The organism is Azospirillum sp. 11R-A (assembly GCF_049472615.1).
Classification (GTDB): Bacteria; Pseudomonadota; Alphaproteobacteria; order Azospirillales; family Azospirillaceae; genus Azospirillum; species Azospirillum palustre.
The window spans coordinates 186,692-209,680 of the sequence record NZ_JBCEBL010000006.1 but is presented as its reverse complement, the minus strand read 5'-3'; the positions used below and the strand labels follow the sequence as shown (position 1 = coordinate 209,680).

General features: G+C 68.1%; 24 protein-coding genes. 14 read left to right on the top strand and 10 right to left on the bottom strand.

The features are described from left to right. Positions 1-77 precede the first annotated feature (77 nt). Together VH569_RS11830 and VH569_RS11825 are read right to left on the bottom strand one after the other, a co-directional pair. On the bottom strand, positions 78-1,280 hold the full coding sequence (locus VH569_RS11830; RefSeq protein ID WP_423315503.1) for a murein transglycosylase A: 1,203 nt from the start codon (positions 1,278-1,280) through the stop codon (positions 78-80). Between the two features lie 16 nt (positions 1,281-1,296). Then, positions 1,297-1,992: a Tim44/TimA family putative adaptor protein gene (locus VH569_RS11825; protein ID WP_423315587.1), complete on the bottom strand. Its 696-nt coding sequence runs from the start codon at positions 1,990-1,992 to the stop codon at positions 1,297-1,299. Between the two features lie 236 nt (positions 1,993-2,228). On the opposite strand from VH569_RS11825, the gene VH569_RS11820 reads away from it, so the two are divergent. Together VH569_RS11820 and secB are read left to right on the top strand one after the other, a co-directional pair. Continuing rightward, a complete protein-coding gene (locus VH569_RS11820; RefSeq protein WP_423315501.1) occupies positions 2,229-2,876 on the top strand; it encodes an FxsA family protein in 648 nt (215 codons plus the stop codon). Positions 2,877-3,075: 199 nt separating this feature from the next. Beyond that, on the top strand, positions 3,076-3,564 hold the full coding sequence (secB, locus tag VH569_RS11815) for a protein-export chaperone SecB (protein ID WP_085086914.1): 489 nt from the start codon (positions 3,076-3,078) through the stop codon (positions 3,562-3,564). Positions 3,565-3,699: 135 nt separating this feature from the next. Here the strand turns inward: secB and rho are convergent, their stop codons facing one another. The 4 genes from rho to hemE form a co-directional block, all read right to left on the bottom strand. Beyond that, positions 3,700-4,956, bottom strand: a complete 1,257-nt coding sequence (rho, locus tag VH569_RS11810; protein ID WP_376957882.1) for a transcription termination factor Rho — start codon at positions 4,954-4,956, stop codon at positions 3,700-3,702. 381 nt (positions 4,957-5,337) lie between these two features. Next, positions 5,338-5,766, bottom strand: a complete 429-nt coding sequence (gene hemJ, locus VH569_RS11805) for a protoporphyrinogen oxidase HemJ (protein WP_423315499.1) — start codon at positions 5,764-5,766, stop codon at positions 5,338-5,340. A 68-nt stretch (positions 5,767-5,834) separates the two neighbouring features. After that, positions 5,835-6,989 carry a ferrochelatase gene (hemH, locus tag VH569_RS11800; protein WP_423315498.1) on the bottom strand — a complete coding sequence of 385 codons (1,155 nt, stop codon included), beginning with the start codon at positions 6,987-6,989 and terminating at the stop codon, positions 5,835-5,837. A gap of 92 nt (positions 6,990-7,081) precedes the next feature. Beyond that, the gene (gene hemE / locus VH569_RS11795) at positions 7,082-8,107 is read right to left on the bottom strand and encodes a uroporphyrinogen decarboxylase (RefSeq protein ID WP_423315586.1); all 1,026 of its coding nucleotides are present in this window, start codon (positions 8,105-8,107) and stop codon (positions 7,082-7,084) included. Between the two features lie 514 nt (positions 8,108-8,621). Between hemE and VH569_RS11790 the strand changes: the two genes are divergently transcribed. Genes VH569_RS11790 through dnaQ form a run of 5 tightly spaced genes read left to right on the top strand, consistent with a single transcriptional unit; the run spans position 8,622 to position 12,278 of the window. Then, positions 8,622-9,461: a pyruvate, water dikinase regulatory protein gene (locus VH569_RS11790; RefSeq protein ID WP_085086922.1), complete on the top strand. Its 840-nt coding sequence runs from the start codon at positions 8,622-8,624 to the stop codon at positions 9,459-9,461. Then, positions 9,458-10,063, top strand: a complete 606-nt coding sequence (locus tag VH569_RS11785) for a Maf family protein (RefSeq protein WP_423315497.1) — start codon at positions 9,458-9,460, stop codon at positions 10,061-10,063. The genes VH569_RS11790 and VH569_RS11785 overlap by 4 nt, the downstream gene beginning before the upstream one ends. Further along, positions 10,060-10,932, top strand: a complete 873-nt coding sequence (locus VH569_RS11780; protein WP_423315496.1) for a shikimate dehydrogenase — start codon at positions 10,060-10,062, stop codon at positions 10,930-10,932. The genes VH569_RS11785 and VH569_RS11780 overlap by 4 nt, the downstream gene beginning before the upstream one ends. Positions 10,933-10,942: 10 nt before the next feature. Further along, complete coding sequence (gene coaE / locus VH569_RS11775; RefSeq protein WP_423315495.1) at positions 10,943-11,602, top strand: dephospho-CoA kinase; 660 nt, start codon at positions 10,943-10,945, stop codon at positions 11,600-11,602. After that, entirely contained in the window at positions 11,595-12,278 is a 684-nt protein-coding gene (gene dnaQ, locus VH569_RS11770) for a DNA polymerase III subunit epsilon (RefSeq protein WP_423315493.1), read from the top strand. Before coaE ends, dnaQ begins: the two co-directional genes overlap by 8 nt. Before the next feature lie 49 nt (positions 12,279-12,327). Here the strand turns inward: dnaQ and VH569_RS11765 are convergent, their stop codons facing one another. Genes VH569_RS11765 through VH569_RS11755 form a run of 3 tightly spaced genes read right to left on the bottom strand, consistent with a single transcriptional unit; the run spans position 12,328 to position 15,908 of the window. Further along, the gene (locus tag VH569_RS11765) at positions 12,328-13,302 is read right to left on the bottom strand and encodes a quinone oxidoreductase family protein (RefSeq protein ID WP_423315492.1); all 975 of its coding nucleotides are present in this window, start codon (positions 13,300-13,302) and stop codon (positions 12,328-12,330) included. 38 nt (positions 13,303-13,340) lie between these two features. Continuing rightward, on the bottom strand, positions 13,341-13,838 hold the full coding sequence (locus VH569_RS11760; protein WP_423315491.1) for a methylated-DNA--[protein]-cysteine S-methyltransferase: 498 nt from the start codon (positions 13,836-13,838) through the stop codon (positions 13,341-13,343). A gap of 18 nt (positions 13,839-13,856) precedes the next feature. Continuing rightward, a complete protein-coding gene (locus tag VH569_RS11755; RefSeq protein ID WP_423315489.1) occupies positions 13,857-15,908 on the bottom strand; it encodes a thioredoxin domain-containing protein in 2,052 nt (683 codons plus the stop codon). A 201-nt stretch (positions 15,909-16,109) separates the two neighbouring features. Between VH569_RS11755 and VH569_RS11750 the strand changes: the two genes are divergently transcribed. From VH569_RS11750 to VH569_RS11720, 7 genes are all read left to right on the top strand, one after another. Continuing rightward, positions 16,110-16,361, top strand: a complete 252-nt coding sequence (locus tag VH569_RS11750; RefSeq protein ID WP_014249167.1) for a DUF6489 family protein — start codon at positions 16,110-16,112, stop codon at positions 16,359-16,361. Beyond that, positions 16,358-16,732: a (2Fe-2S) ferredoxin domain-containing protein gene (locus VH569_RS11745; RefSeq protein ID WP_423315488.1), complete on the top strand. Its 375-nt coding sequence runs from the start codon at positions 16,358-16,360 to the stop codon at positions 16,730-16,732. The genes VH569_RS11750 and VH569_RS11745 overlap by 4 nt, the downstream gene beginning before the upstream one ends. A 10-nt stretch (positions 16,733-16,742) precedes the next feature. Continuing rightward, positions 16,743-18,074, top strand: coding sequence for a tRNA uridine-5-carboxymethylaminomethyl(34) synthesis GTPase MnmE (gene mnmE / locus VH569_RS11740; RefSeq protein ID WP_423315487.1), 1,332 nt, complete (start codon positions 16,743-16,745; stop codon positions 18,072-18,074). Between the two features lie 103 nt (positions 18,075-18,177). Further along, positions 18,178-20,085 (top strand): tRNA uridine-5-carboxymethylaminomethyl(34) synthesis enzyme MnmG, encoded by a 1,908-nt coding sequence (mnmG, locus tag VH569_RS11735; RefSeq protein ID WP_423315486.1) that lies wholly within the window; start codon positions 18,178-18,180, stop codon positions 20,083-20,085. Beyond that, positions 20,082-20,696, top strand: coding sequence for a 16S rRNA (guanine(527)-N(7))-methyltransferase RsmG (rsmG, locus tag VH569_RS11730; protein WP_423315485.1), 615 nt, complete (start codon positions 20,082-20,084; stop codon positions 20,694-20,696). The genes mnmG and rsmG overlap by 4 nt, the downstream gene beginning before the upstream one ends. 62 nt (positions 20,697-20,758) lie before the next feature. After that, positions 20,759-21,556 carry a ParA family protein gene (locus VH569_RS11725; protein ID WP_063635622.1) on the top strand — a complete coding sequence of 266 codons (798 nt, stop codon included), beginning with the start codon at positions 20,759-20,761 and terminating at the stop codon, positions 21,554-21,556. Next, positions 21,553-22,464: a ParB/RepB/Spo0J family partition protein gene (locus VH569_RS11720; protein ID WP_098740884.1), complete on the top strand. Its 912-nt coding sequence runs from the start codon at positions 21,553-21,555 to the stop codon at positions 22,462-22,464. Before VH569_RS11725 ends, VH569_RS11720 begins: the two co-directional genes overlap by 4 nt. Before the next feature lie 28 nt (positions 22,465-22,492). Here VH569_RS11720 and VH569_RS11715 read toward each other — a convergent pair whose 3' ends face one another. Then, positions 22,493-22,987 (bottom strand): dihydrofolate reductase, encoded by a 495-nt coding sequence (locus tag VH569_RS11715; protein WP_423315484.1) that lies wholly within the window; start codon positions 22,985-22,987, stop codon positions 22,493-22,495. Between the last annotated feature and the right edge of the window lie 2 nt (positions 22,988-22,989).

Here is a 22,989-nt window from a genome sequence, read left to right as displayed (position 1 = left end):
TCACCCCTGCCTGCCCCTGGAGTGTGATCGGTTCAAGCGGAATCGCTTGAAGCGTGAATCACACGGAAAACCAAACTCTAGTTTCCTGCCGCCACCTTCACGCTTTTCGGCAGCAGCAGCACATAGCTTCCGCGGCTCTTCATCAGTCCGGCCCGGTGCTCCGCCTCCGCGCCATGGCCCCAGAAGACGTCGCCGCGCACCGGCCCGCGGATGGCACCGCCGGTGTCCTGGGCGACCAGCAGCCGTTGCAGACGCTGTCCGGCATCGACCGGGTCCTCGGCATCCAGCCACACCGGAACGCCGTAAGGCATGAACTTGGAGTCGACCGCCAGACTGCGGCCGGGCGTCAGCGCCACGCCCTGGGCGCCGTTCGGGCCGTCGCCGGTCAGCGTCTGGAAGAAGACGTAGGACGGGTTGACGTTCATCACCGCCGCCGCCTGATCGGGATGCGCCAGCAGCCAGGCGCGGATGGTCTGGAGCGAGACCTCCTCGCGCTTGAGCGCGCCGCGGTCGATCAGCTCCTTGCCGATGGCGACGTATTTGTGGCCGTTCTGGGCGGCGTAGCCGATGCGCGTCTCGCTTCCATCGGCCATCCGGATCCGGCCCGAGCCCTGGATTTGCAGGAAGAAGGCGCCGATCGGGTCCTTCACCCACACCAGTTCCAGCCCCTTGCCCTTCAGCGATCCGGCGACGATGGCGGCGCGATCCTCGTAAGGCTTCAGCTTGCCGTCGACCACGCGGCCGGCGGTGCGCTCCCCCTTCCAGCGGTCGGAGAAGTCGCCGAGATCGACCATCACCAGATCGGGCGGCCGGCGGTAGAGCGGCACCGGATAGGCCGGATCCGGGCGCAGGCTGCCCTCCAGCTCGGCTTCGTAATAGCCGGTGAACAGACCGTCGCGGCTGCCGTTGTTGCCGGCGGCGTAGGGGGTGAAGTTCTGCTCGAAGAAGGCGCGGGCGGCCGCATCGTCGCCGGGCGGCAGGTCCGCCAGACGGGCGCACGGACCCTGCCAGTCGGCGATGGTTCCGGCCACCCCGTTCGGCCCGACAATCCGGTCGGCCGGCAGGCTTTTGAAGCGGGCGCAGGAGCGGGCGAGCGCCGGCACCGCCTGCGCCACCGGGTCGCTGCGCCAGCCGGTCAGATCGGCGAAGGACAGCGGCGCCAGGGTCAGGGCGTCGGGCGGCGGCTTGACCTCCTCCTTGGGGGCGCAGGCCGAAAACAGCAACGCCACCGCCCCGAAGAGGGCGATGGCGCTGAAACCGGTACGGTGACGATGTGTCATTGCTGGCGGTCGTTCCTCACTGGACCGGACGAACCTCGACCAGCGCCCAGTTCGGATCGCGGGAGCGGAGGTTGCGGGCGAAGGTCCAGACGTCGGTGTTCTCCACCAGAGCCTTGGGATCGCCATCGACGATGGCGCCGTTGCGGTCGCGCACCACATTCACCTGATCGGAGACCAGACGCACGGTGACGCGGGCGGTGCGGCCGGCATCCAGCTTCGCCTCCACCACCTCGGCCTCGCGGACCTGCTCGATGCGGGCCTCGTGCTGTTCGCCGGCGGCCTGACGGTCGCGGATGACCTGGGCGAAGCTATCATAGACATCGTCGGCCAGCAGCGGGCGCAGCGTCGCGGTGTCGCCGCGGGCGAAGGCATCGACGATCATGGCGAAGGCGGCCTTGGAGCCTTCCAGGAAATGCTTCTCGTCGAAGGTCGGATCGGCGGCGCGGATCTGGTCGATGGACGCGGCCAGCGACAGCGGCTCGTCCGACAGCACGACATCGGCACCCGGTGCGACATCCGGTCGCGGCCGGTTGCGCTCCGGCAGGGGAACGACGTTGTCCGGCTTCGCCGCCCCCGGAGCCGAGGTGAAGGGGTTGGACCGCTGCCGCTCCTCCCCCGTCCGGCGGCCGAGGACGCTGCGCAGCCGATAGACGAGGAAGGCCGCGATCATCGCGAAGATCACGATCTCGATGAACACGAACCCGTCTCCCATCATCTGTTCCTTCCGATACGATTTGTCGTGAACGTCTTGTTGTCTTGGCATTTGCCGTGGCGAAATCGCCGGCGGATCCGGCCCGCCTCTGGACCTTGCGGCCGGTCGGCATTACGTGTTGCTTGCCCGCCAGTAATTGCCGATTGAACCACCAATTGGATGAGGCCGGCGGTCTTTCGACCGGACGACCTATCCAAACCTAGATAGGGGCAGCGAGCCCGAAGAGCAAGGACACCATGAATCCCCTGTTGTTGATCCTTCTTCTGCCGATCCTGGAGATCGTCGGATTCATCCAGGTCGGCGATTGGATCGGCGCCGGGCCAACCATCGGGCTGCTGGCCCTGTCGGCGGTGGTGGGCATGCTGATCGTCCGTCACCAGGGGCTGGCCTCGCTGAGCAAGGCCCAGGCGGCGGCGGCGCGTGGCGAGGCGCCCATCGGCACCGTGCTCGACGGCTTCTGCGCCGTGCTGGCCGGCGTCCTGCTGATCATCCCCGGCTTTCTGACCGACATCCTCGGCATCCTGCTGCTGATCCGGCCGCTGCGCCGGGGCATCGGCCGCTGGCTGCTCAGCCGGATCGGCGCTGGCATGCCGGTCTTCACCACCACGGGCAAGGGCGGCTTCGGGGGCGGCAGTTTCGGTCCCGGTTTCGGGGCTGGTGCCGGCGGCCCCATCGGCGGCGAGCAGGGTTTCGGCAGTGCCGAATTCGGCACCGGCGGTCCCCGCCGGGGCGACGATCCCTTCCGTCCCACTCCCGGCGTGCCCGGCGTGATCGACGGCGATTTCCGCGACGTCACCCCGGAGGACAGGAGCGGCGAGGATCGCGACGCACCGCGGCTGACCGATTCCCAATGGGGCAAGCAGCGTCCGGACGAGCGGCGCTGAGCCACCGCCCAGGGACCGGTTTCCCGTCGGCGGTTTCCGTTGGCAGGACGGCCGATCCATGATAGCCAGCCCGTTGGGCGAAGGCACAACCGTCGCGAACCAAACCCTGTCACCTCACATCCGGGTCGGCCTGCGGCCCCTGCCCCCCGTCCATACCAGGACCGGGGATGGAACGCGGGCCGGCGATTAGGAGTCCGTTATGTCCGATCAGATGAGCAACGGCGCCGAGCAGCAGCAGACGTCTTCGCTGCCGATGCATGTCCTCGCGCAGTATGTGAAGGACTTCTCCTTCGAGAACCCCAACGCCCCGCAGAGCCTGCTGCCGAACCAGCCGCAGCCGCAGGTCAACATCGGCGTCGACGTCCAGGGCCAGAAGGTCGGCGACGACATTTACGAGCTGACGCTGAACCTGCGGTGCGAAGCCCGCCAGGGCGAGTCCGTCGCCTTCCTGGTCGAGCTGGCCTATGGCGCGCTGTTCCAGTTCCCCGGCCTGCCGGAAGAGCATCACCGCCCGGTCCTGATGATCGAAGGCGCCCGGATGATCTTCCCGTTCGCCCGCGCCATCGTCTCCAGCGCGACCCGCGAAGGCGGCTTCCCGCCGCTGATGATCAACCCGATCGACTTCGCCGAGCTGTACCATCGCCAGTCGGCCCAGCAGGCCGAACAGCCGCAGCAGCCGCCCTTCTGATCCCGGTCAGGGATCGGCCGAAGGGACCGAGTTGAAAAAGGAAAAGGGCGGGTGACCGGAAGGTCCCCGCCCTTTTTCTGTGCCGCGACAGATGGCCGCCCCCTCCGCAGAGGAGAGGGCGGATCCGGCACGACCTTACTGGTTCATGCTTTCGAAGAACTCGTTGTTCGACTTGGTGTGCTTCAGCTTGTCGACCAGGAAGTCGACCGCATCGGTCACGCCCATCGGCATCAGGATGCGGCGCAGGATCCACATCTTCGACATGGTGCCCTTGTCGACCAGCAGCTCCTCCTTGCGGGTGCCCGACTTGGAGATGTCGATGGCCGGGAAGGTGCGCTTGTCGGAGAGCTTGCGGTCCAGCACGATTTCCGAGTTGCCGGTGCCCTTGAACTCTTCGAAGATCACCTCGTCCATGCGGCTGCCGGTGTCGATCAGCGCGGTGGCGATGATGGTCAGCGACCCGCCCTCTTCCACATTGCGGGCGGCGCCGAAGAAGCGCTTGGGCCGTTGCAGGGCGTTGGCATCGACGCCGCCGGTCAGCACCTTGCCCGATGACGGCACCACGGTGTTGTAGGCGCGGGCCAGGCGGGTGATGCTGTCCAGCAGGATGACCACGTCGCGCTTGTGCTCGACCAGGCGCTTGGCCTTCTCGATCACCATTTCCGCGACCTGGACGTGACGGGTGGCCGGCTCGTCGAAGGTGGAGCTGATGACCTCGCCGCGGACCGAGCGGGCCATGTCCGTCACTTCTTCCGGACGCTCGTCGATCAAGAGGACGATCAGGTAGGCTTCGGGGTGGTTGGTGGCGATCGAGTGGGCGATGTTCTGCAGCATCACCGTCTTGCCGGTGCGCGGCGGCGCCACGATCAGCCCGCGCTGCCCCTTGCCGAGCGGCGCCACCAGGTCGACGATGCGGCCGGTGAGGTTCTTCTTGGTGGGGTCCTCGACCTCCATCCGGATGCGTTCTTCCGGATAGAGCGGCGTCAGGTTGTCGAAGTTGATGCGGTGACGGACCTTGTCGGGCGCGTCGAAATTGATGGTGTTGACCTTCAGCAGGGCGAAATAGCGCTCACCGTCCTTGGGCGAGCGGATCTGCCCTTCCACCGTGTCGCCGGTGCGCAGGCCGAAGCGGCGCACCTGGCTGGGGCTGACGTAAATATCGTCGGGACCCGGCAGATAATTGGATTCCGGCGAACGCAGGAAACCGAACCCGTCCTGCAGCACCTCCAACACGCCGTCGCCGAAGATCGGAATGTCGTTTTCGGCCAGCTGCTTCAGGATCGCGAACATCATGTCCTGCTTGCGCAGCGTGCTCGCGTTCTCGATCTGCAACTCCTCCGCGAACGCCAGCAGTTCAGCGGGGCTTTTGCACTTCAGCTCTTGGAGATGCATCGGATTGCCTGTGAAATCGTCATGCGGGGGAATGGCCTTGGAGGTGGGGAGTGCCGGAGGGTCCGGCCGACGGCGGCTGGGGGCGGCGGACGCCGCAACGCGGTCGCGTCGGGTGGGCAGCGGGTGGCGCTTCGGCGACGGCGCGCCAGGGCGTCCGGAAAATGGCCGCACGGGAGCGATTCGCCAGCCACCAGGCCCGGCTCAAGATCAGAGCGTCGGATCGGCAGATGTGGGCGTGGGAGGCCGCGGGGCGAAAACCCCGTGGTCCTGACATGGTTATCGGATCGGCGGACGCAAGTCAAACGAAAGCGAAACCGGCGAAGGTCGCGGATTCCGCTTTTTCCAGGAGATGGAAGACCGGCGATTCACCTGCCAAGCCGGTCAGAAGGGCTTCACGATGACGAAGACGACGATGCCGATCATCAGCAGCGTCGGCACCTCGTTGGCGATGCGGAAGAAGCGCTGCGGCCGCGTGTTGCGGTCCTCTGCGAAGTCCCGGCGCCAGCGGGCCATCATCATGTGGCTGGCGGTCAGCAGCAGGACGAACAGCAGCTTGGCGTGCAGCCAGCCCTGCTTCATCCATTCCGGCGTCAGCACGATCATGGCGATGCCGAACACATAGGCCGCGATCATCGCCGGGTTCATGATGGCGCGCAGCAGGCGGCGTTCCATCACCTTGAAGGTCTCCGACGCCTCGGATCCGGCCTGCACTTGGCAATGGTAGACGAACAGGCGCGGCAGATAGAGCAGCCCCGCCATCCAGGCGATGATGCTGATGACGTGCAGCGCCTTGATCCATTCGTACAGCACCGGGCGTGTCCCCTTTTTCTTTACTGTTCAGCCGTTTCAGTTCGGCCGTCGCGGCTCAGCCCCGCGGTTCAGCGCCGTGCCTGCGGGCAGCCGGAGAAGTTGGACGGGCAGATCCGGTCGCCCTTCTGCGAGCAGATCGCCGCCTTGCCCGCGACCGTCTGCCGCACCAGCCGGACCAGCCCGTCGATGAAGCCGGGATGCACCCCGACCGTCGGCACGCGGGTGAAATGCGGCACCCCGGCCTCCTTGGCGAGGTGGCGGTATTCGACCTCGATCTCCACCAGCGTCTCGGAATGCTCCGACACGAAGGCCATCGGCACCACCAGGATCGGCACGCCGTCCTGGCCAGCGCGGCGGATCTCGGCGTCGGTGCTGGGACCGATCCACTCCATCGGGCCGACGCGGCTCTGGTAGCAGTTGATCCAGTCGAGATCGTCGATGCCGAGCGCCGCGGCGATGGATTCGGCCGTCCGCTCGCACTGCCACTGATAGGGGTCGCCCCCAGCCACCACCTTCTTCGGCAGCCCGTGGGCGGAGAACAGGACACGCGGCCTGCCATGGGCCTTGGCGGCCTCGTACAGCGGGCGGATCAGGTCCGCCGTGCCGTCGATGAAGCCGGCCTGGGTCGGGTAGCAGCACAGCAGCTTCGTCGGCGCCGTCAGCCCGACGGTGCGTGCCGCCTCGGTCCAAGCCTTGGCGCTCGACGCCGTGGTGGTGGTGGAGAATTGCGGGTAGAGCGGCAGCAGCACGACCAGATCCGGGTCGTAGGCCTTCACCTTTGCTGCCGTCTCGGCGCTCATCGGGTGCCAGTAGCGCATGGCGATGAAGACCTTGGTCTCCGTCCCCTCCCCGGCAACGGCCGGATCTGCCCCCGGATCCGCCCCCAGGGCGCTCTCCAGCGCCGCCGCCTGGGCCTCCGTGTTCTCCAGCAGCGGCGATTTGCCGCCGAGCTGCGCGTAGATCGCCGTCGCCGGCTTGGCCCGCCGCCCGCTGATCAGGCTGGCGATCACGAAGCGGAACGGGTTCGGCAGCCGGATGATGGCCGGATCGGCGAACAGGTTGAACAGGAAGGGCCGCACCGCCTCCGGCGCGTCCGGACCGCCGAGGTTGAACAGCACGACGGCGACGCGACGCGGCCGGCTCCCAGAAGTTCGGTCGCCGGGGCCGGCATTGGCCGAGGCGGCATTGGTCGCGGCGGAGGTCTGGGGGAATTGCTGGCTCATGGTGCCCGCTAAACTGGAGCGTTGCAGCCGCTCTGTCCAGACCCCTGCCGTCGCTTTTTCAGACCTTTAGGTGCGGTCCGGCGGAAAAGCCCTCAGCCCTGCCCCGGCCACTCCCGCAGGATGCGCGTCAGCGCCTCCACATGGGCCGGCGGGGTCGACTGGATGACGCCATGGCCCAGATTGAACACGAAGGGCCCAGCGGCCAACGCCGCCAGGATGTCGTGGGTCGCCGTCTCCAGCGCCTTGCCGCCGGTAGCCAGCATGATCGGATCGAGGTTCCCCTGCACCGGCAGCCGGGTCTGGAGGGTCTGTGCGGCCCACGCCGGCGGAACGGTGGTGTCGAGCCCGACGGCGTCCACGCCGGACCCGGCGACATACTCCTCGTAGGCGTGGCCGGCGCCGCGCGGGAAGCCGATGATCGGCGTGTTCGGGTGCTTCGCCTTGACCAATGCGACGATCTGCCGCGTCGGCTCGATCACCCAGCGGCGGAACTCCGCCACCGGCAGCACGCCGGCCCAGCTGTCGAACAGCTGCACCGTCTCGGCCCCGGCCTCGATCTGGCGGCAGAGATAATCGGCGGTCACTTCGACGATCAGGTCGATCAGCTGGCCGAAGCCGACAGGATCGCCGTAGGCCCAGCGCTTGACGTGGGCATACTCCTTGGAGCCCGCCCCCTCCACCATGTAGCAGGCGATGGTCCAGGGAGCCCCCGCAAAGCCGATCAGGGTCGTCTCGGCGGGGATCGCGGTGGAGAGCCGGCGCACCGTCTCGTAGACCGGCGCCAGCGTCTCGTGGAAGCGGTCGCGCGACAGGCGCTTCAGGTCCTCGACAGTGCGGACCGGATCCAGCTTCGGCCCCTCGCCTTCCAGATAGGCCAGCGGCTGCCCCAGGGCATGCGGCACCACCAGGATGTCGGAGAACAGAATCGCCGCGTCCATGCCGTAGCGGCGCAGGGGCTGCAAGGTGACCTCGACCGCGAAGTCGGGATTGTAGCAGAGGTCGAGGAAGCTGCCGGCCTTGGCCCGCAGTTCGCGATACTCCGGCAGATAGCGTCCGGCCTGACGCATCAGCCAGAAGGGCGGACGCGGCCGCACCTCTCCCGCCAGGGCGGCGAGCATCGGCTTCAGGGCAGGCTTGGAAGCCCGATTCTGGACGTCGGAGCTGGTGGCGGACAAGACGGTGCGTTCCCCTGACATGCGAATCCGAAAAGCCCCGTGCGATTCCGGCGCCGATTCCGCGCCAGAATCCGGGACGGGTTTATCCCCTCTTCTTCACTATATTTTTTAAAGGGAGAAAGGAAGAGGATGAGGTGGATGGCTGTGGATAACGGTGATCCCCGATTCTGGAGAATCTGTCCACAGATCCGGGGGCTTGTGCGGGCATGTGTGCGGATCTGTGGACGATTCGGAGCACTACCGCCGGAAACGGCGGAAATGCTATAGCTGGACGAGCGGGAGTCCCGTGGATAACCGGGCGGACGGGACCGGATCTTCCCAGCTTCCGAAGCGGTCGGCGGAGTTGTTCCGCGCTTGGCCGTATCGGGGAGGAAGAGTCCCCCAGCCGGGACGAAACGACGGTGAATCCGGTTGTCCACAGATCTGGGCCGGATTCTCCACAGAATGTTGGGGACGGATGAAAGAGTTCCACCTACATCTCGTATCCGATGCGACGGGCGAGACGATCAACAGCGTGGCGCGCGCCTGCGTCATCCAGTTCGACGACGTTCGGCCGATCGAACATTTCTGGAATCTGGTGCGGACCGACCGCCAGCTCGACCTCGTTCTGGAGGGAATCCGGGACAACCACGGGCTGGTGATGTTCACGCTGGTCGACGAGACGCTGCGCCGCCGGCTCCAGGATTTCTGCCGCGAGATGCAGGTGCCCTGCATCCCCGTGCTCGATCCGCTGATCAACGCACTCGCCGCCTTCCTGGGCGTGGAATCGCAGCGCCAGCCCGGCCGCCAGCACGTCCTCGACGCCGAATATTTCAGCCGGATCGACGCCGTCGATTTCGCCCTGTCCCATGACGACGGCCAGTCGAACTGGGACCTGCACGAGGCCGACGTGGTGCTGATCGGCGTGTCGCGCAGCTCCAAGACGCCGACCTGCATCTATCTGGCCAACCGCGGCATCAAGGCGGCCAACATCCCGCTGGTGCCGGGCAGTCCGCTGCCGGCGGAACTGGATCTGCTGACCCGGCCGCTGATCGTCGGCTTGACCAAGGACCCCGACCGGCTGGTGCAGATTCGCCGCAACCGGCTGAAGCTGCTGAACCAGGGCGAGGGCTCCAGCTACGCCGACCCCGAGCTGGTCCGTGCCGAGGTGCAGGAGGCGCGGCGGCTGTTCAGCCGGCGCGGCTGGCCGGTGATCGACGTGTCGCGCCGCTCCATCGAGGAGACCGCGGCCGAGATCATGATGCTGCTCGCCCGCCGCCAGAGCGCCAATTTCAGCCCGGAAGGGAAGAAGACGTGAGCGCGGCTCCCAAGCTCGTCCTGGCGTCAGGCTCGCGCACGCGGGCGGCGATGCTGGAACAGGCCGGCGTGACCGCCATCCTCGACAGGCCGCTGGTCGACGAGGACGAGGTGAAGGCCGCCGGCCGGGCCGAGGGCGTTCCCGCCGATGCCGTCGCCGAGGCCCTGGCCGAATTGAAGGCCCAGCGCATCACCCGCCGCCATCCGGGCGCGCTGGTGGTCGGCGCCGACCAGATGCTGGACTGCGAGGGACGCTGGTTCGACAAGCCGGCCGACCGCGCCGCGGCACGCGCCCAGCTGCTCGACCTGCGCGGCAAGACCCATCAACTGGTCAGCTGCGCCGTGGTCGTGCGCGACGGCGAGCGGATGTGGCACAAGACCGACAGCGCCCGCCTGACCATGCGCAACTTCAGCGAAGCCTTCCTCGACGATTATCTCGATCGCGTCGGCGACGAGGTGCTGCACTCGGTCGGCGCCTATCAGCTGGAAGGGCTGGGGGCGCAGCTGTTCCACCGGGTCGAGGGCGACTTCTTCACCATCCTCGGGCTGCCGCTTCTGCCGCTGCTCGGCTTTCTGCGCGTGCATGGAGTGGGCAGGGAATGACGGCGGGTTCTTCTGGGGTGATCAGCGGCAAGGCCAAGATCGCCGGTGTGATGGGCTGGCCCATCGGCCATTCGCGCTCTCCCCGGCTGCATGGATTCTGGCTGCGGCAGTATGGGATCGACGGCGCCTATGTGCCGCTGGCGGTAGCGCCGGAGCGCGCCGAACAGGCGATCCGCGCCCTGCCCGCTTTGGGCTTCCGCGGCTGCAACGTCACCGTCCCGTTGAAGGAGATCGCCTTCCGCACCGTCGACCGGCTGGACGGGACGGCGCGGCGGATGGGAGCCGTCAACACCATCGTGGTGGCCGATGACGGCGCGCTGGAAGGCGGCAACACCGACGGCTTCGGCTTCATCGAGAATCTGCGTGCCGAGCAGCCGGACTGGACGGCGGAGCGCGGTCCGGCGGTGGTGATCGGTGCCGGCGGGGCCGCCCGCGCCGTTGTGGTCGCCCTGCTCGACGCCGGTGCGCCGGAGGTCCGTCTGGTCAACCGCACCCGCGCCCGTGCCGAGGAGCTGGCGGCGGATCTGGCCGCCGCCGATCTCAACAGCGGCGTGACGGTGGTCGATTGGGTTTCACGTGAAACCGCGCTCGATGGCGCGTCCCTGCTGGTCAACACCACGACCCAGGGCATGGCCGGGCAGCCGGCGCTGGACCTGTCCTTGCGCGCCCTGCCCGTCTCGGCCGTGGTCAACGACATCGTCTATGTGCCGCTGGAAACCCCGCTGCTGGCCGAGGCCAGGACGCGCGGCAACCCGGTGGCCGGCGGCATCGGCATGCTGCTGCATCAGGCGCGCCCCGGCTTCAAGGCCTGGTTCGGCGTCGAGCCGCAGGTGACGCCGGATCTGACCCGCTTCGTCCTGGAAGGCTGAGGCACGGGCGATGATCGTGCTGGGCCTGACCGGTTCCATCGGCATGGGCAAGAGCACCGCCGCCCGCATGCTGAAGGCGATGGGTGCCCCGGTCTGCGATTCCGACGCGGTGGTGCATGTGCTGCTCGGCCGCGGCGGCCGGGCGGTGCCCGTCATCGACGCCGCCTTCCCCGGCGTGGTGGTCGATGGGGCGGTCAGCCGGCCGGCGCTGGGAGCGGCGGTGTTCCGCGACGGGGGTGCGCTGAAACGGCTGGAGGCGATCCTGCATCCGATGGTCCAGGCGGCGCAGCGCGACTTCCTCGCCCGTGCCGCCCGCCGCGGTGCCAGGATCGCCGTGCTGGACATCCCGCTGCTGTTCGAAACCCGGGGCGAGCGGCGGGTCGATGCGACCATCGTCGTTTCGGCCCCCTTCGCCGTCCAGCGCGCCCGCGTGCTGGCCCGGCCGGGCATGACGGCGGAGAAGTTCGCCGGCATCCTCGCCCGCCAGATGCCGGATATGGAAAAGCGGCAGCGTGCCGACTATGTCGTTCCAACCGGCGCCGGTCGGCTGGTGACGCGGCGCGCGCTTCAGGGCATTGTGCGCCAGATCAGACAGCATCGGACGGCGCGGCGGACCGGAAGGCACTGGCCGCCGCGCGGCTATCAACCAGGGCAGATCCATCATGCGTGAAATCGTTCTCGACACCGAAACCACGGGCTTCAAGCCGGAGGAAGGTCACCGGCTGGTCGAGATCGGCTGCATCGAGCTGGTCAACCATCTCGCCACCGGCGAGCGCTTCCACGTCTATCTGAACCCCGAGCGCGACATGCCGCCCGAGGCCTTCGCCGTCCATGGGCTGAGCACGGAGTTCCTGGCCGACAAGCCGCTGTTCAACGACGTCGCCGCCGACTTCGTCGCTTTCATCGGCGACGCGCCGCTGGTGATCCACAACGCCGCCTTCGACATGCATTTCCTGAACTGGGAGCTGAAGATCGCCGGCTATCCGGTGATGCCGAAGGACCGCGCCGTCGACACCCTGCTGATGGCCCGGCAGAAGTTCCCCGGCTCGCCCGCCACCCTGGACGCGCTGTGCAAGCGCTTCGGCGTCGACAACTCCAACCGCACCCTGCACGGCGCGCTGCTCGACGCGCAGCTGCTGGCCGAGGTTTATCTGGAGCTGCTGGGCGGCCGGCAGACCGGCCTGTCCTTCGCCGGGGGTCCGGCCTCGAAGGGCGGCGTCGCCAGCCCGGTCCGCATCGACCGTCCCTTCCGCGAGGCCCGCGTCTTCGCCGTCAGCGACGACGAGGTTGCGGCCCATGCGGAGATGCTGAAGAAGATCAAGAACCCGCTGTGGGCGGTGGAGTGAGGGATGGGGCGGATCCGGGTCTCCGGCTCTCCGCCCCTCGGTTCCGGCTTTAAGGCACCAGCACTGTCGACCCCGTGGTCGACCGCGATTCCAGCGCCCGGTGCGCGTCGGCGGTGTCCTTCAGCGCGAAGCGCTGGTTCACCGTGAACGTCACCCCGCCATTTTTCACCGCGTCGAACAGTTCCGCGGCCGAGGCCATCAGATCCTCCCGCTTGGCGGTGTAGGTCGCCAGCGTCGGCCGCGTCACGTAGAGCGACCCTTTCGCCGCCAGCAGCCCCAGATCCAGCGGCTCCGGCGCACCCGACGCGGCGCCGAACAGGACCATCAGACCGCGCGGCCGCAGGCAATCCAGCCCCTTCAGGAAGGTCGTCCTGCCGACGCCGTCATAGACGACCGGCACGCCCTGCCCGCCTGTCAGCTCCTTCACCCGGACGACGAAATCCTCGCGGGTGTAGTCGATGGTGTGGTGGCAGCCATGGGCCTTCGCCAGTTCGGCCTTCTCCTCCGATCCGACGGTGCCGATCACCGTGGCGCCGAGATGCCGGGCCCAGGAGCACAGCAGCAGCCCCACCCCGCCGGCGGCGGCCTGCACCAGGATGGTGTCGCCGGGCTGGACCGCATAGGTGCTGCGCAGCAGATACTGCGCGGTCAAGCCCTGGAGCAGCGTGGCGGCGGTCGCCTGCTCGTCAAGCCAGCTCGGCAGCGGCACCAGCCGGTCGGCGGCGATCAGCCGGCTCTCGGCATAGGCGCCGATGGACATGGCGTAGCCGACGCGGTCGCCGGGCTTCAGCGTGGTGACGTCCGGACCCAGCGCCTCGACTGTTCCGGTGCCGGCCATGCCGATCACCGCCGGCAGATCCGGCAGCTTGTAGGCGCCGGAGCGGTGATAGGTGTCGATGTAGTTCAGCCCGACCGCGGTCTGGCGGATGCGCACCTGTCCCGGACCGGGCTCTCCCACCTCGATCTCGTCCCAGCGCAGAACCTCCGGCCCGCCGTGCTCATGGATGCGGATCGCGTGAACCATGGTGGTATGGTCTCCCTTCTTTTGAGTTCTCAGGCGTTTCAGAGCAGCGCGAACTGTTCCGCCGCCGCGCCGTTGCCCTGGCCTACGCCGGCATGGCGGCGCTCCAACGCCAGTAGCCACGCCTTGGTGTCGAGCCCGCCATGGCCGGAATAGCCGCCGGGCGCGCCGCCGCTGGCCAGCACCCGGTGGCAGGGGATGACGATGGGGATCGGGTTGGCGCCGCAGGCACCGCCGACCGCGCGCGGCCCGCTGTCCAGCATCTTCGCCATCCCGCCATAGGTGGCGGTGCCGCCATAGGGGATCGCCAGCATCGCCTCCCAGACGCTCTGGCGGAAGGCGGTGCCTGCCGGCTTCAGCGGCAGATCGAAGCGCTGGAGCCGTCCGGTGAAATAGGCGTCCAGCTGGCGCGCCGTCTCGGCCAGCACGGCGTCCGGCTCGTCCTGGTCGAAGCGGCCCCAGCCGAGCGCGGTCAGGGCGGATCCGTCCCCGGTCAGCATCAGGGACCCGAGCGGGCTGTCGATGGAAAGGCGCGCCATGGGGTCCTCCCGCAAAAATCAGTTTTTCGTTGCCAGCAGAGCCGCCAGATCCGTCGGCGCCGTCACCGGGGCCGAACAGGTCATGCCGTGGCAGACATAGGCGGTGGCGATCCCGTCGCGCATCCCCTTGCCCTGCGCCGGATGACCGGCGGGCAGATCCGCCTCCGGTGCCAGCACGGTCAGGATGCGGTTGGGCAGCGAGTGCTCCAGCACCGTCCGCCGCAGCGCTTCCGTCTCCGCAGTTTTGGGCGGACCGACGATGACGATCTGAACCGGCGCCGTCATCAGCTCCACCGCGTTGAGGAAGGTCGGCAGCGGGAAGAAGTTGCGCGCCAGCTCGCCGGAGAAGGCGGCGGCGAGCGCCTCCGTCCGCTCGCGATACGCATCCTCGCCGGTGCGCTGGAACAGAATGGTCAGCACCGCCAGCATGGTGCCGTTGCCGCTGGGGGTGGCGTTGTCGTGAGGGCTCTTGGTGCGGACGATCAGCCCCTCGGCATCGTCGGCGGTGAAGAAATAGCCGCCGTTGGCGCCGTCCCAGAAATGGGCGTCGAGCGTCGCCACCCAGACCCTGGCCCGGTCGAGGGCGGCCGGATCCCCGGTCGCCTCGTGCAGCGCCAGGGCGGCGCGCGCCATGTGGGCGTAGTCGTCCAGCATGCCGGTGTGCTTGCCCTGCCCGTGCCGCCAGCTGTGGCAGAGCCGCCCGTCCGTATCCATGCGGTCGCGGACGAAGGCGAAGGCGCGGCCGGCGGCGTCCAGCCACTCCGGCTCAGCGAGCGCCAGGGCGGCATGGGTCAGGGCGGCGATCATCAGGCCGTTCCAGTCGGCCAGCACCTTGTCGTCCCAGCCCGGCCGCACCCGCTTGGCCCGCGCCCGCAGCAGGATGTCCCGGCCCTTGGCGAGCATCGCCTCAGTGGCGTCGTCGGCCAGCGTCAGGCCGCCCAGCCGGTTCAGGATGGTGACGCCTTCCCAATTGCCCTGGGGCAGCACCTCGTAAACGCGTTTAAACGTCGCCAGCCCGTTGTCGCCGAGGGCGGGACCGAGCAGCCGGTCGACCTCATGCTCCTGCCATATATAAAAGAGTCCCTCTTCGCCCTCGCTGTCGGCATCCAGCGTCGCGGCGAAGCCGCCGCCGTCGGCGATCATCTCGCGCAGCAGCCAGCCGGCCGTCTCGCGGATGCGGGTTTCCAGCAGCGGGTCGCGCGTCTCCTGCCAGACCAGCGTCATCAGGTCGAGCAGCTCGGCGTTGTCGTAGAGCATCTTCTCGAAATGCGGGACCAGCCAGCGTTCATCGACCGAATAGCGGGCGAAGCCGCCACCGAGATGGTCGTAGATGCCGCCCTGCGCCATGTTGGCCAGCGTGTGGGTCACCGCCTCGCGGAAGGGCTCGCGCCCGGTGCGCTGCCACGCCCGCCACAGCAGTTCGAACAGCGGCACCTGCGGGAATTTCGGCGCGCTGCCGATGCCGCCATGGATGGGGTCGACTTCTCGCAGCAGCCGTTGCGCCACCTGATCCAGCACCGCGGCATCGACGGCGCCGGCCGACCGGTTCTCGCCCATCCCGGCGAGGGCCGATTTCAGCGCGTCGACATTCTTGACCACCTTGTCCTGCTCGTTGGCATAGGTGTCGGCGATGCCGTGCAGCACGTCGGGGAAGCCGGCGCGGCCATAGCGCGCTGCCGGCGGGAAATAGGTGCCGCCCCAGAAGGGCTCGGCATCCGCCGTCAGGAACATGGTCAGCGGCCAGCCGCCCTGCTGTCCCAGCAGCGCCAGTGCCGACTGGTAGATGGTGTCGAGGTCCGGACGCTCTTCCCGGTCGACCTTGATGTTGATGAACAGCTCGTTCATCAGCCCGGCGATCTCGGGATTCTCGAAGCTTTCATGCGCCATCACGTGGCACCAGTGGCAGGCGGCATAGCCGACCGACAGCAGCACCGGCTTGTTCTCCGCCTTGGCACGGGCGAAAGCCTCCGGACCCCAGGGCATCCAGTGCACCGGGTTGTCCTTGTGCTGCAGCAGATAGGGGCTGGTCTCCCGGCCTAGCAGGTTCGCGCCCAACGGAGTGGCGGGCATGGCGGTGTCCGATCTGTTGGTGTGTCGTTGGACAATAGGTGGCGCCGGGGTGGCGTTGCGCCAGTGCATCCTATCTGTATAGTGGGGCATGAGCCGCCGCGGCGCTCAACCCCAAAATCAACGCGGCCAATGCTTGGGACCGGTGTCCGATCCTTCGATTTCGAGGGGGAGAGGCCGGCTCCGGCTCTGGAGGGGGTCCCCATGAAAATCACCGTCGACATCGACTGCACCCCGGACGAGGCCCGGCACTTCCTCGGCCTGCCCGACGTGAAGCCGATGCAGGATGCCATGATGCACGAGATCCAGGAACGGATGCGTGCCAACCTCCAGGCCATGGACCCGGAGACCATGCTCAAGACCTGGCTGCCCGCCGGCATCCAGGGCATGGAGCAGATGCAGAAGATGTTTTGGTCCCAGATGGCCTCGGCCCTGGGCCAGGAAGGAAGAAAGTGACCGACCGTTCGATTGAGTCCCAGAAGCCTTATTTTGAAGCTCATGTCTTCTGCTGCACCAACCGCCGCCCGGACGGGCACCGGCGCGGATCCTGCGCCGCCCATGGGTCGGAGAAGCTGCGCGACTATATGAAGGCCCGCGCCCGCGAACTCGGCTTCGACGGCAAGGTGCGGATCAATTCCGCCGGCTGTCTCGACCGCTGCGAGTTGGGGCCGACGCTGGTGATCTATCCGGACGGGGTCTGGTACACCTACCGCAGCACCGGCGACGTCGACGAAATCCTCCAGACCCATCTGGTCGAAGGCCGCCGGGTCGAGCGGCTGATGCTGACGGCGGAGCAGCGCGAGCTGCGGCCCGAGCAGCAGGGCTGATCCTCCGCCGATGTCCGTCACCACCATCTACGCGCTCGCCACCGCCCCCGGACGATCCGGTGTGGCGGTGGTTCGCATTTCCGGACCCGCGGCCGGATCCGCCCTCGTGGGACTGACTGGCCGCCCCCTGCCCGCACCGCGCCGCGCCGTGCTGACCAAGCTGCACGATCCGCAGACCGGCGACGCGCTGGACGACGCGCTGGTCCTGCGCTTCACCGCCCCCGCCAGCTTTACCGGCGAGAATGTGGTGGAACTGCACCTGCATGGCGGCCGCGCCGTCGTCACCGGCGTGATCGAGGCGCTCGCCACCCTGCCCGGCCTGCGGCTGGCAGAGCCCGGCGAGTTCACCCGCCGCGCCTTCGAGAACGGCAAGCTCGACCTGACGGAGGCCGAGGCGGTCGCCGACCTGATCGACGCCGAGACCACTGCGCAGCGCCGGCAGGCCTTGCGGCAGATGGAGGGCGCGCTCGGCAAGCTTTATGACGGCTGGCGGGAGCGGCTGACCCGCGCCCTCGCCCACATCGAGGCTGACATCGACTTCGCCGAGGACGACCTGCCCGGCGGCGTCGCCGATGCCGTCCGTCCGGTGATCGCTGGGCTGGCCGGGGAGATCGCCAGCCATCTCGATGACGGCGGCCGGGGCGAGCGTCTGCGCGAGGGCCTGCACATCGCCATCGTCGGCGCGCCCAATGCCGGCAAGTCGAGCCTGCTGAACGCGCTGGCCCGCCGGGACGCCGCCATCGTCTCCGCCCGCGCCGGCACCACCCGTGACATCATCGAGGTCCATCTCGACCTTGGCGGCTATCCGGTCGTGCTGGCCGATACCGCCGGCCTGCGGGAGGCCGCCGCCGACGAGGTCGAGGAGGAAGGCATCCGCCGCGCCCGGGACCGGGCCGCCCGCGCCGACGTGAAGGTCGCGGTGTTCGATGCCGCCACCCTGCCCGATCTCGACCCGGCAACGCTGGACCTGATCGACAGCGACACGGTGGTGGTCTTCAACAAGACCGACCTTGCGAAGGCTGCCGATCTGCGGCCGGATCTGTCTCCGATCCTGGTCTCCGCCCAGACCGGTGACGGGCTGAAGCTGTTGGAAGACAAGCTGACGGAGTTCAGTGCCGACCGGCTCGCCATCGGCAGCGCGCCGTCGCTGACCCGCGCCCGTCACCGGGCCGCGCTGATCGAATGCCGGGAGTCGCTGCTGCGCGCGTTGGAGGCGCCGTTGCCCGAACTGGCGGCGGAGGATGTGCGTCTCGCCAGCCGGGCATTGGGGCGCATCACCGGGCGGGTGGATGTCGAAGATCTGCTGGACGTGATCTTCCGGGATTTCTGTATTGGGAAATGAAGGGGGAAGTGAGGGCGTGTTTCACGTGAAACAGGGCTGACCTGCGGCACTTGTCTCCGCCCGCCTCCCTGCCTCCCTCTTGGATCCGTGCCGCCGTTCCGCTATGGTCCCGCACATGCGAAGCTATGATGTCATCGTTGTCGGCGGCGGTCACGCCGGCTGTGAGGCTGCCGCGGCGGCAGCGCGCATGGGTGCGCGCACGCTCCTGCTGACCCACAAGGTCGAAACTATCGGCGAGATGTCCTGCAACCCCGCCATCGGCGGTTTGGCCAAGGGCCATCTGGTGCGGGAGATCGATGCGCTGGACGGGGTGATGGCGAAGGCCATCGACCGCGGCGGCATCCAGTTCCGCATCCTGAACCGCAGCAAGGGGCCCGCCGTCCGCGGTCCGCGCGCCCAGGCCGACCGCAAGCTTTACCGGCAGGCGATGCAGGCTCTGCTGGCGGACCAAGAGAACCTGTTCATCGAGGCCGGCGGCGCCGAAGACCTGATCGTCGATGGTGAACAGCGCATCGTCGGCGTCGTCACCGGGGCCGGCGAGTCCATCCGCGCCGGTGCCGTGGTGCTGACCACCGGCACCTTCCTGCGCGGGCTGATCCACATCGGCGAGGAACGCACGCCCGCCGGCCGTGTCGGCGAGGCGCCGTCCATCGGCCTGTCCGACACGCTGGCCCGTCTCGGCTTCACTCTCGGCCGTCTGAAGACCGGCACGCCGCCGCGGCTCGACGGGCGCACCATCGATTGGGACGCGCTGGAGAAGCAGCCCGGCGACCTGCCGCCGCCGCCCTTCTCCTACATGACCGAGCGGATCGACACGCCGCAGATCGACTGCGCGATCACCTGGACGACGCCGGAGGCGCACGCGCTGATCCGCGCCAACCTGCATCGCGCCCCGATGTACTCCGGCCAGATCACCGGCACCGGCCCGCGCTATTGCCCGTCCATCGAGGACAAGGTCGTCCGCTTCGCCGAGAAGGAGAAGCACCAGATCTTCCTCGAACCGGAAGGGCTGGACGATCCCACCGTCTACCCGAACGGCATCTCGACCTCCCTGCCCCGCGACGTGCAGCTCGGCATTCTCGCCAGCATGCCGGGGCTGGAGAAGGTGGTGATGATCCGTCCTGGCTACGCCATCGAATACGACTATGTCGATCCGCGTGAACTGAAGCCGACGCTGGAGACCCGTCGGGCGCCGCGCCTGTTCCTGGCCGGCCAGATCAACGGCACCACCGGCTATGAAGAGGCGGCGGCCCAGGGGCTGATGGCCGGCATCAACGCGGCGCTGGCGGCGGGCGGCAACCCGGACGGCTTCGTGCTCGACCGTGCCGACGCCTATATCGGTGTGCTGATCGACGACCTGATCGGCCGGGGCACCAACGAGCCCTATCGCATGTTCACCTCGCGCGCCGAATACCGGCTGCTGCTGCGCGCCGACAATGCCGACCAGCGGCTGACCGACAAGGGCGTCGCCATCGGCTGCGTCGGCTCCGAGCGTCGCGATGTTTTCGCCGCCAAGAGCGCCGCCCTGTCCGCCGGGCGTGCCCTGGTCGCATCGCTGCAGGCGACCCCGGTCGAGCTGTCCCGCCAGGGCGTCGCGGTGAACCAGGACGGCGTGCGCCGCAGTGGCGCCGACCTGCTGCGCTATCCCGACATCGATCTCGCCGCTCTCGCCCGCCTGTGGCCGGAGCTTGGCGAGATCGCCCCCGAGATTGCCGAGCAGCTGGAGATCGACGGCAAATATGCCGGCTATCTCGGCCGGCAGGAGGCCGACATCCGCGCCTTCCGTAAGGACGAGTCGCTCGCCCTGCCCGACGATCTCGATGTCGACGGCATCGGCAGCCTGTCCGCCGAAATCCGGCAGAAGCTGCGCCAGTCGCGTCCGGCGACGCTGGGCGCTGCCGCGCGCATTCCCGGCATGACCCCGGCGGCGCTGGTCGCCCTGCTCCGCCACGTGAAGCGCCGCGATGTAGCATCGTCCAGTGTCGCCTCGTCCGGGGTGGCTGCGGAATGAGCGGGTTCGATGCGGTTGCATTTCAGGAGGCCACGGGTGTTTCACGTGAAACGCTCGACCGCCTGATCGCCTATGAGACTCTGCTGCGCAAGTGGCAGCCGAAGATCAATCTGGTCGGCCCCTCCACCTTGCCGGATGCCTGGAAGCGTCACTTTCTCGACTCCGCCCAGCTCTTCCCGCTGTTGCCGGACGGCACGCGGGTGCTGGTCGATCTCGGCAGCGGCGCCGGTTTCCCCGGTCTGGTGCTCGCCATCCTCGGCGTGCCGCAGGTGCATCTGATCGAGAGCGACGTGCGCAAATGCGCCTTCCTGCGCGAGGTCGCCCGCGTCTGCGAGGCCCCCGTCACCGTCCACACCAAGCGGATCGAGACCGTCACCGGCATCGAGGCCGATGTCGTCACCGCCCGCGCCCTGGCGCCGCTGGCCGACCTGTTCGGCTGGGCTCATCCCTTCATCGGATCGCGCGGCAAGTGCCTGTTCCTGAAGGGCGCGGCGCTGGACGACGAATTGACCGCTGCAACGCAATATTGGACACTGGCTCCTGAGCGATTCGACAGCCGCACCGATCCGAGCGGGACCATCCTGCGTGTGAGCCATCTTGAGCGTGCGTGAAGACCGTGCCTGACACCGTTCCCCCGCCCTCTTCCCGCCAACCGGACTCCCGAGAGGCTGCCATGTCTGCCGTCACCCGTCCCCTTGCCCGCGTGGTTGCGATTGCCAACCAGAAGGGCGGCGTGGGCAAGACCACGACGACGATCAATCTTGCCACCGCGCTCGCCGTCATCGGCAAGCGGGTGCTGGTGATCGACCTCGACCCGCAGGGCAACGCGTCCACCGGTCTCGGCATCCCCCGCTCCGACCGCCGCGTCGGCATCTACGACGTGCTGTTCGACGACGTGTCGCTGGAGGAGGCCGCCACCCCCTCCTCCGTGCCGAACCTGTCGATCATCACCTCGTCGGTCGATCTGTCGGGTGCGGAGATCGAACTGGTCGGTGCCGAGCGCCGCGAGTTCCGCCTGCGCGAAGCGGTCGCCAACAGCGCGCTGGAATACGATTACGTCCTGATCGACTGCCCGCCGGCGCTGGGATTGCTGACGCTGAACGCGCTGGTCGCATCGCATGCGGTGATGGTCCCCCTCCAGTGCGAGTTCTACGCGCTGGAAGGCCTCAGCCATCTGGTCCGCACCATCGAGCGGGTGAAGCGCGCCTTCAACCCCAACCTCGACATCCACGGCGTCGTGCTGACCATGTTCGACAAGCGCAACAATTTGTCGGACATGGTGGCGGCGGACGTCCGCGGCTTCTTCGGGGAGAAGGTGTACGACACCGTGATCCCGCGCAACGTCAAGGTGTCGGAGGCGCCGTCCCACGGCAAGCCGGTGCTGATCTACGACATGCGCTGCCCCGGATCGCAGGCCTACATCCATCTGGCGGGCGAGGTGCTTCGCCGTGAGAAGAGACTGACCGCATGATCGACGACACCAAACAAGGAGGCGCCCGCCGCGCCAGCCTGGGCCGCGGCCTGTCCGCCCTGTTCGGCGAGGCGACCGAGGATTATTCGGCGCTCGACAAGGTGCGGCAGTCCAAGCAGGTGCCGATCGAGTTCGTCCATCCCGGCAAATACCAGCCGCGGCGGAAGTTCGATGACGAGGCGATCCAGGGCCTCGTCGAGTCCATCCGGGACAAGGGCATCCTCCAGCCGCTGCTGGTCCGCCGCGACGCCGAGGACGCCAATTCCTATGAGCTGATCGCTGGCGAACGCCGCTGGCGCGCGGCGCAGATCGCCGGACTGCACGAAGTGCCGGTCATCATCCGCGATCTCAGCGACCGTGAGGCGCTGGAAATCGCGCTGATCGAGAACATCCAGCGCCAGGATCTGACCCCTCTGGAAGAGGCGGAAGGCTATCGCCGGCTGATGGAGGAGTTCGAGCACACGCAGGAGGATCTGGCCCGCGCCGTCGGCAAGAGCCGCAGCCATGTCGCCAACATGATGCGCCTGCTGGCCCTGCCGGAGCCTGTCAAGTCGATGGTGCAGGACGGCGCGCTGACCGCCGGCCATGCCCGTGCCCTGCTGACCGCCCCAGATCCGGCCGCCGTCGCCCGCGAGGTCGTCACCCGCGGCCTGAACGTGCGCCAGACCGAAGACCTGATGCGCGGCGACCAGCCCAAGGCGAAGAAGGGCAAGGCCGCGGCTGGCGGAGCCGGATCCGCGCCTGCGATGAAGGACGTCGACCTGATCAATCTGGAGGAGGAGATCTCCGCCCGCATCGGCTTGAAGGTCGCCATCAATCCGCAGGGTCAGCGCGGGACGATCACCATCCATTACCAGACGCTCGACCAGCTGGACGACGTGCTGCACAGGCTGGGCGGCGAAGAGTAACGGGGCTTTGTCGGGGGCGTTCTCGCCCCTACCCCCTCACCTTCCCGAAGTCGATGTAGCGATAGATCAGCCCGTTCTCTTCCATGGGCGCGCTCGACCACACCTCCGCCCACTCCGCCCCGATCGGCGGCATCAGCGTGTCGCCCTCGACCGCGCTTTCGATGCGGGTCAGGTGCAGGCTGTCGGCAATCGGCATCGTCTCGCGGAACAGGGCGGCGCCGCCGATGACGCAGAGTTCGGCGGCGCCGGACGCCTGCGCCCACGACACCGCCGCACCCAGCCCGCTGAACCAGCGGGCACCGTCCTTTTCGCCGATGGAAGCCTGACGGCTGACCACCAGATTGTCCCGGCCGGGAAGTGGACGGCGCGGCAGGGATTCCCAGGTCTTCCGGCCCATCAGGATCGGCTTGCCCATCGTCAGGTCCTTGAACCGGCGCAGGTCGCTAGGAAGGCTCCAGGGAAGCCGGCCATCGCGGCCGATCACGTCGTTCGTTGCGGCGGCGACGATCAGAGTGATGAGCATCC

What these genes read in the sequence shown, in the direction of transcription:
- VH569_RS11830 (WP_423315503.1), bottom strand. Translation starts at nt 1,280, where the DNA reads ATGACACATCGTCACCGTACCGGTTTCAGCGCCATCGCCCTCTTCGGG.
- VH569_RS11825 (WP_423315587.1), bottom strand. Translation starts at nt 1,992, where the DNA reads ATGGGAGACGGGTTCGTGTTCATCGAGATCGTGATCTTCGCGATGATC.
- VH569_RS11820 (WP_423315501.1), top strand. Translation starts at nt 2,229, where the DNA reads ATGAATCCCCTGTTGTTGATCCTTCTTCTGCCGATCCTGGAGATCGTC.
- secB (WP_085086914.1), top strand. Translation starts at nt 3,076, where the DNA reads ATGTCCGATCAGATGAGCAACGGCGCCGAGCAGCAGCAGACGTCTTCG.
- rho (WP_376957882.1), bottom strand. Translation starts at nt 4,956, where the DNA reads ATGCATCTCCAAGAGCTGAAGTGCAAAAGCCCCGCTGAACTGCTGGCG.
- hemH (WP_423315498.1), bottom strand. Translation starts at nt 6,989, where the DNA reads ATGAGCCAGCAATTCCCCCAGACCTCCGCCGCGACCAATGCCGCCTCG.
- hemE (WP_423315586.1), bottom strand. Translation starts at nt 8,107, where the DNA reads ATGCTCGCCGCCCTGGCGGGAGAGGTGCGGCCGCGTCCGCCCTTCTGG.
- VH569_RS11790 (WP_085086922.1), top strand. Translation starts at nt 8,622, where the DNA reads ATGAAAGAGTTCCACCTACATCTCGTATCCGATGCGACGGGCGAGACG.
- VH569_RS11780 (WP_423315496.1), top strand. Translation starts at nt 10,060, where the DNA reads ATGACGGCGGGTTCTTCTGGGGTGATCAGCGGCAAGGCCAAGATCGCC.
- coaE (WP_423315495.1), top strand. Translation starts at nt 10,943, where the DNA reads ATGATCGTGCTGGGCCTGACCGGTTCCATCGGCATGGGCAAGAGCACC.
- dnaQ (WP_423315493.1), top strand. Translation starts at nt 11,595, where the DNA reads ATGCGTGAAATCGTTCTCGACACCGAAACCACGGGCTTCAAGCCGGAG.
- VH569_RS11765 (WP_423315492.1), bottom strand. Translation starts at nt 13,302, where the DNA reads ATGGTTCACGCGATCCGCATCCATGAGCACGGCGGGCCGGAGGTTCTG.
- VH569_RS11760 (WP_423315491.1), bottom strand. Translation starts at nt 13,838, where the DNA reads ATGGCGCGCCTTTCCATCGACAGCCCGCTCGGGTCCCTGATGCTGACC.
- VH569_RS11755 (WP_423315489.1), bottom strand. Translation starts at nt 15,908, where the DNA reads ATGCCCGCCACTCCGTTGGGCGCGAACCTGCTAGGCCGGGAGACCAGC.
- VH569_RS11750 (WP_014249167.1), top strand. Translation starts at nt 16,110, where the DNA reads ATGAAAATCACCGTCGACATCGACTGCACCCCGGACGAGGCCCGGCAC.
- mnmE (WP_423315487.1), top strand. Translation starts at nt 16,743, where the DNA reads ATGTCCGTCACCACCATCTACGCGCTCGCCACCGCCCCCGGACGATCC.
- mnmG (WP_423315486.1), top strand. Translation starts at nt 18,178, where the DNA reads ATGGTCCCGCACATGCGAAGCTATGATGTCATCGTTGTCGGCGGCGGT.
- rsmG (WP_423315485.1), top strand. Translation starts at nt 20,082, where the DNA reads ATGAGCGGGTTCGATGCGGTTGCATTTCAGGAGGCCACGGGTGTTTCA.
- VH569_RS11725 (WP_063635622.1), top strand. Translation starts at nt 20,759, where the DNA reads ATGTCTGCCGTCACCCGTCCCCTTGCCCGCGTGGTTGCGATTGCCAAC.
- VH569_RS11720 (WP_098740884.1), top strand. Translation starts at nt 21,553, where the DNA reads ATGATCGACGACACCAAACAAGGAGGCGCCCGCCGCGCCAGCCTGGGC.
- VH569_RS11715 (WP_423315484.1), bottom strand. Translation starts at nt 22,987, where the DNA reads ATGCTCATCACTCTGATCGTCGCCGCCGCAACGAACGACGTGATCGGC.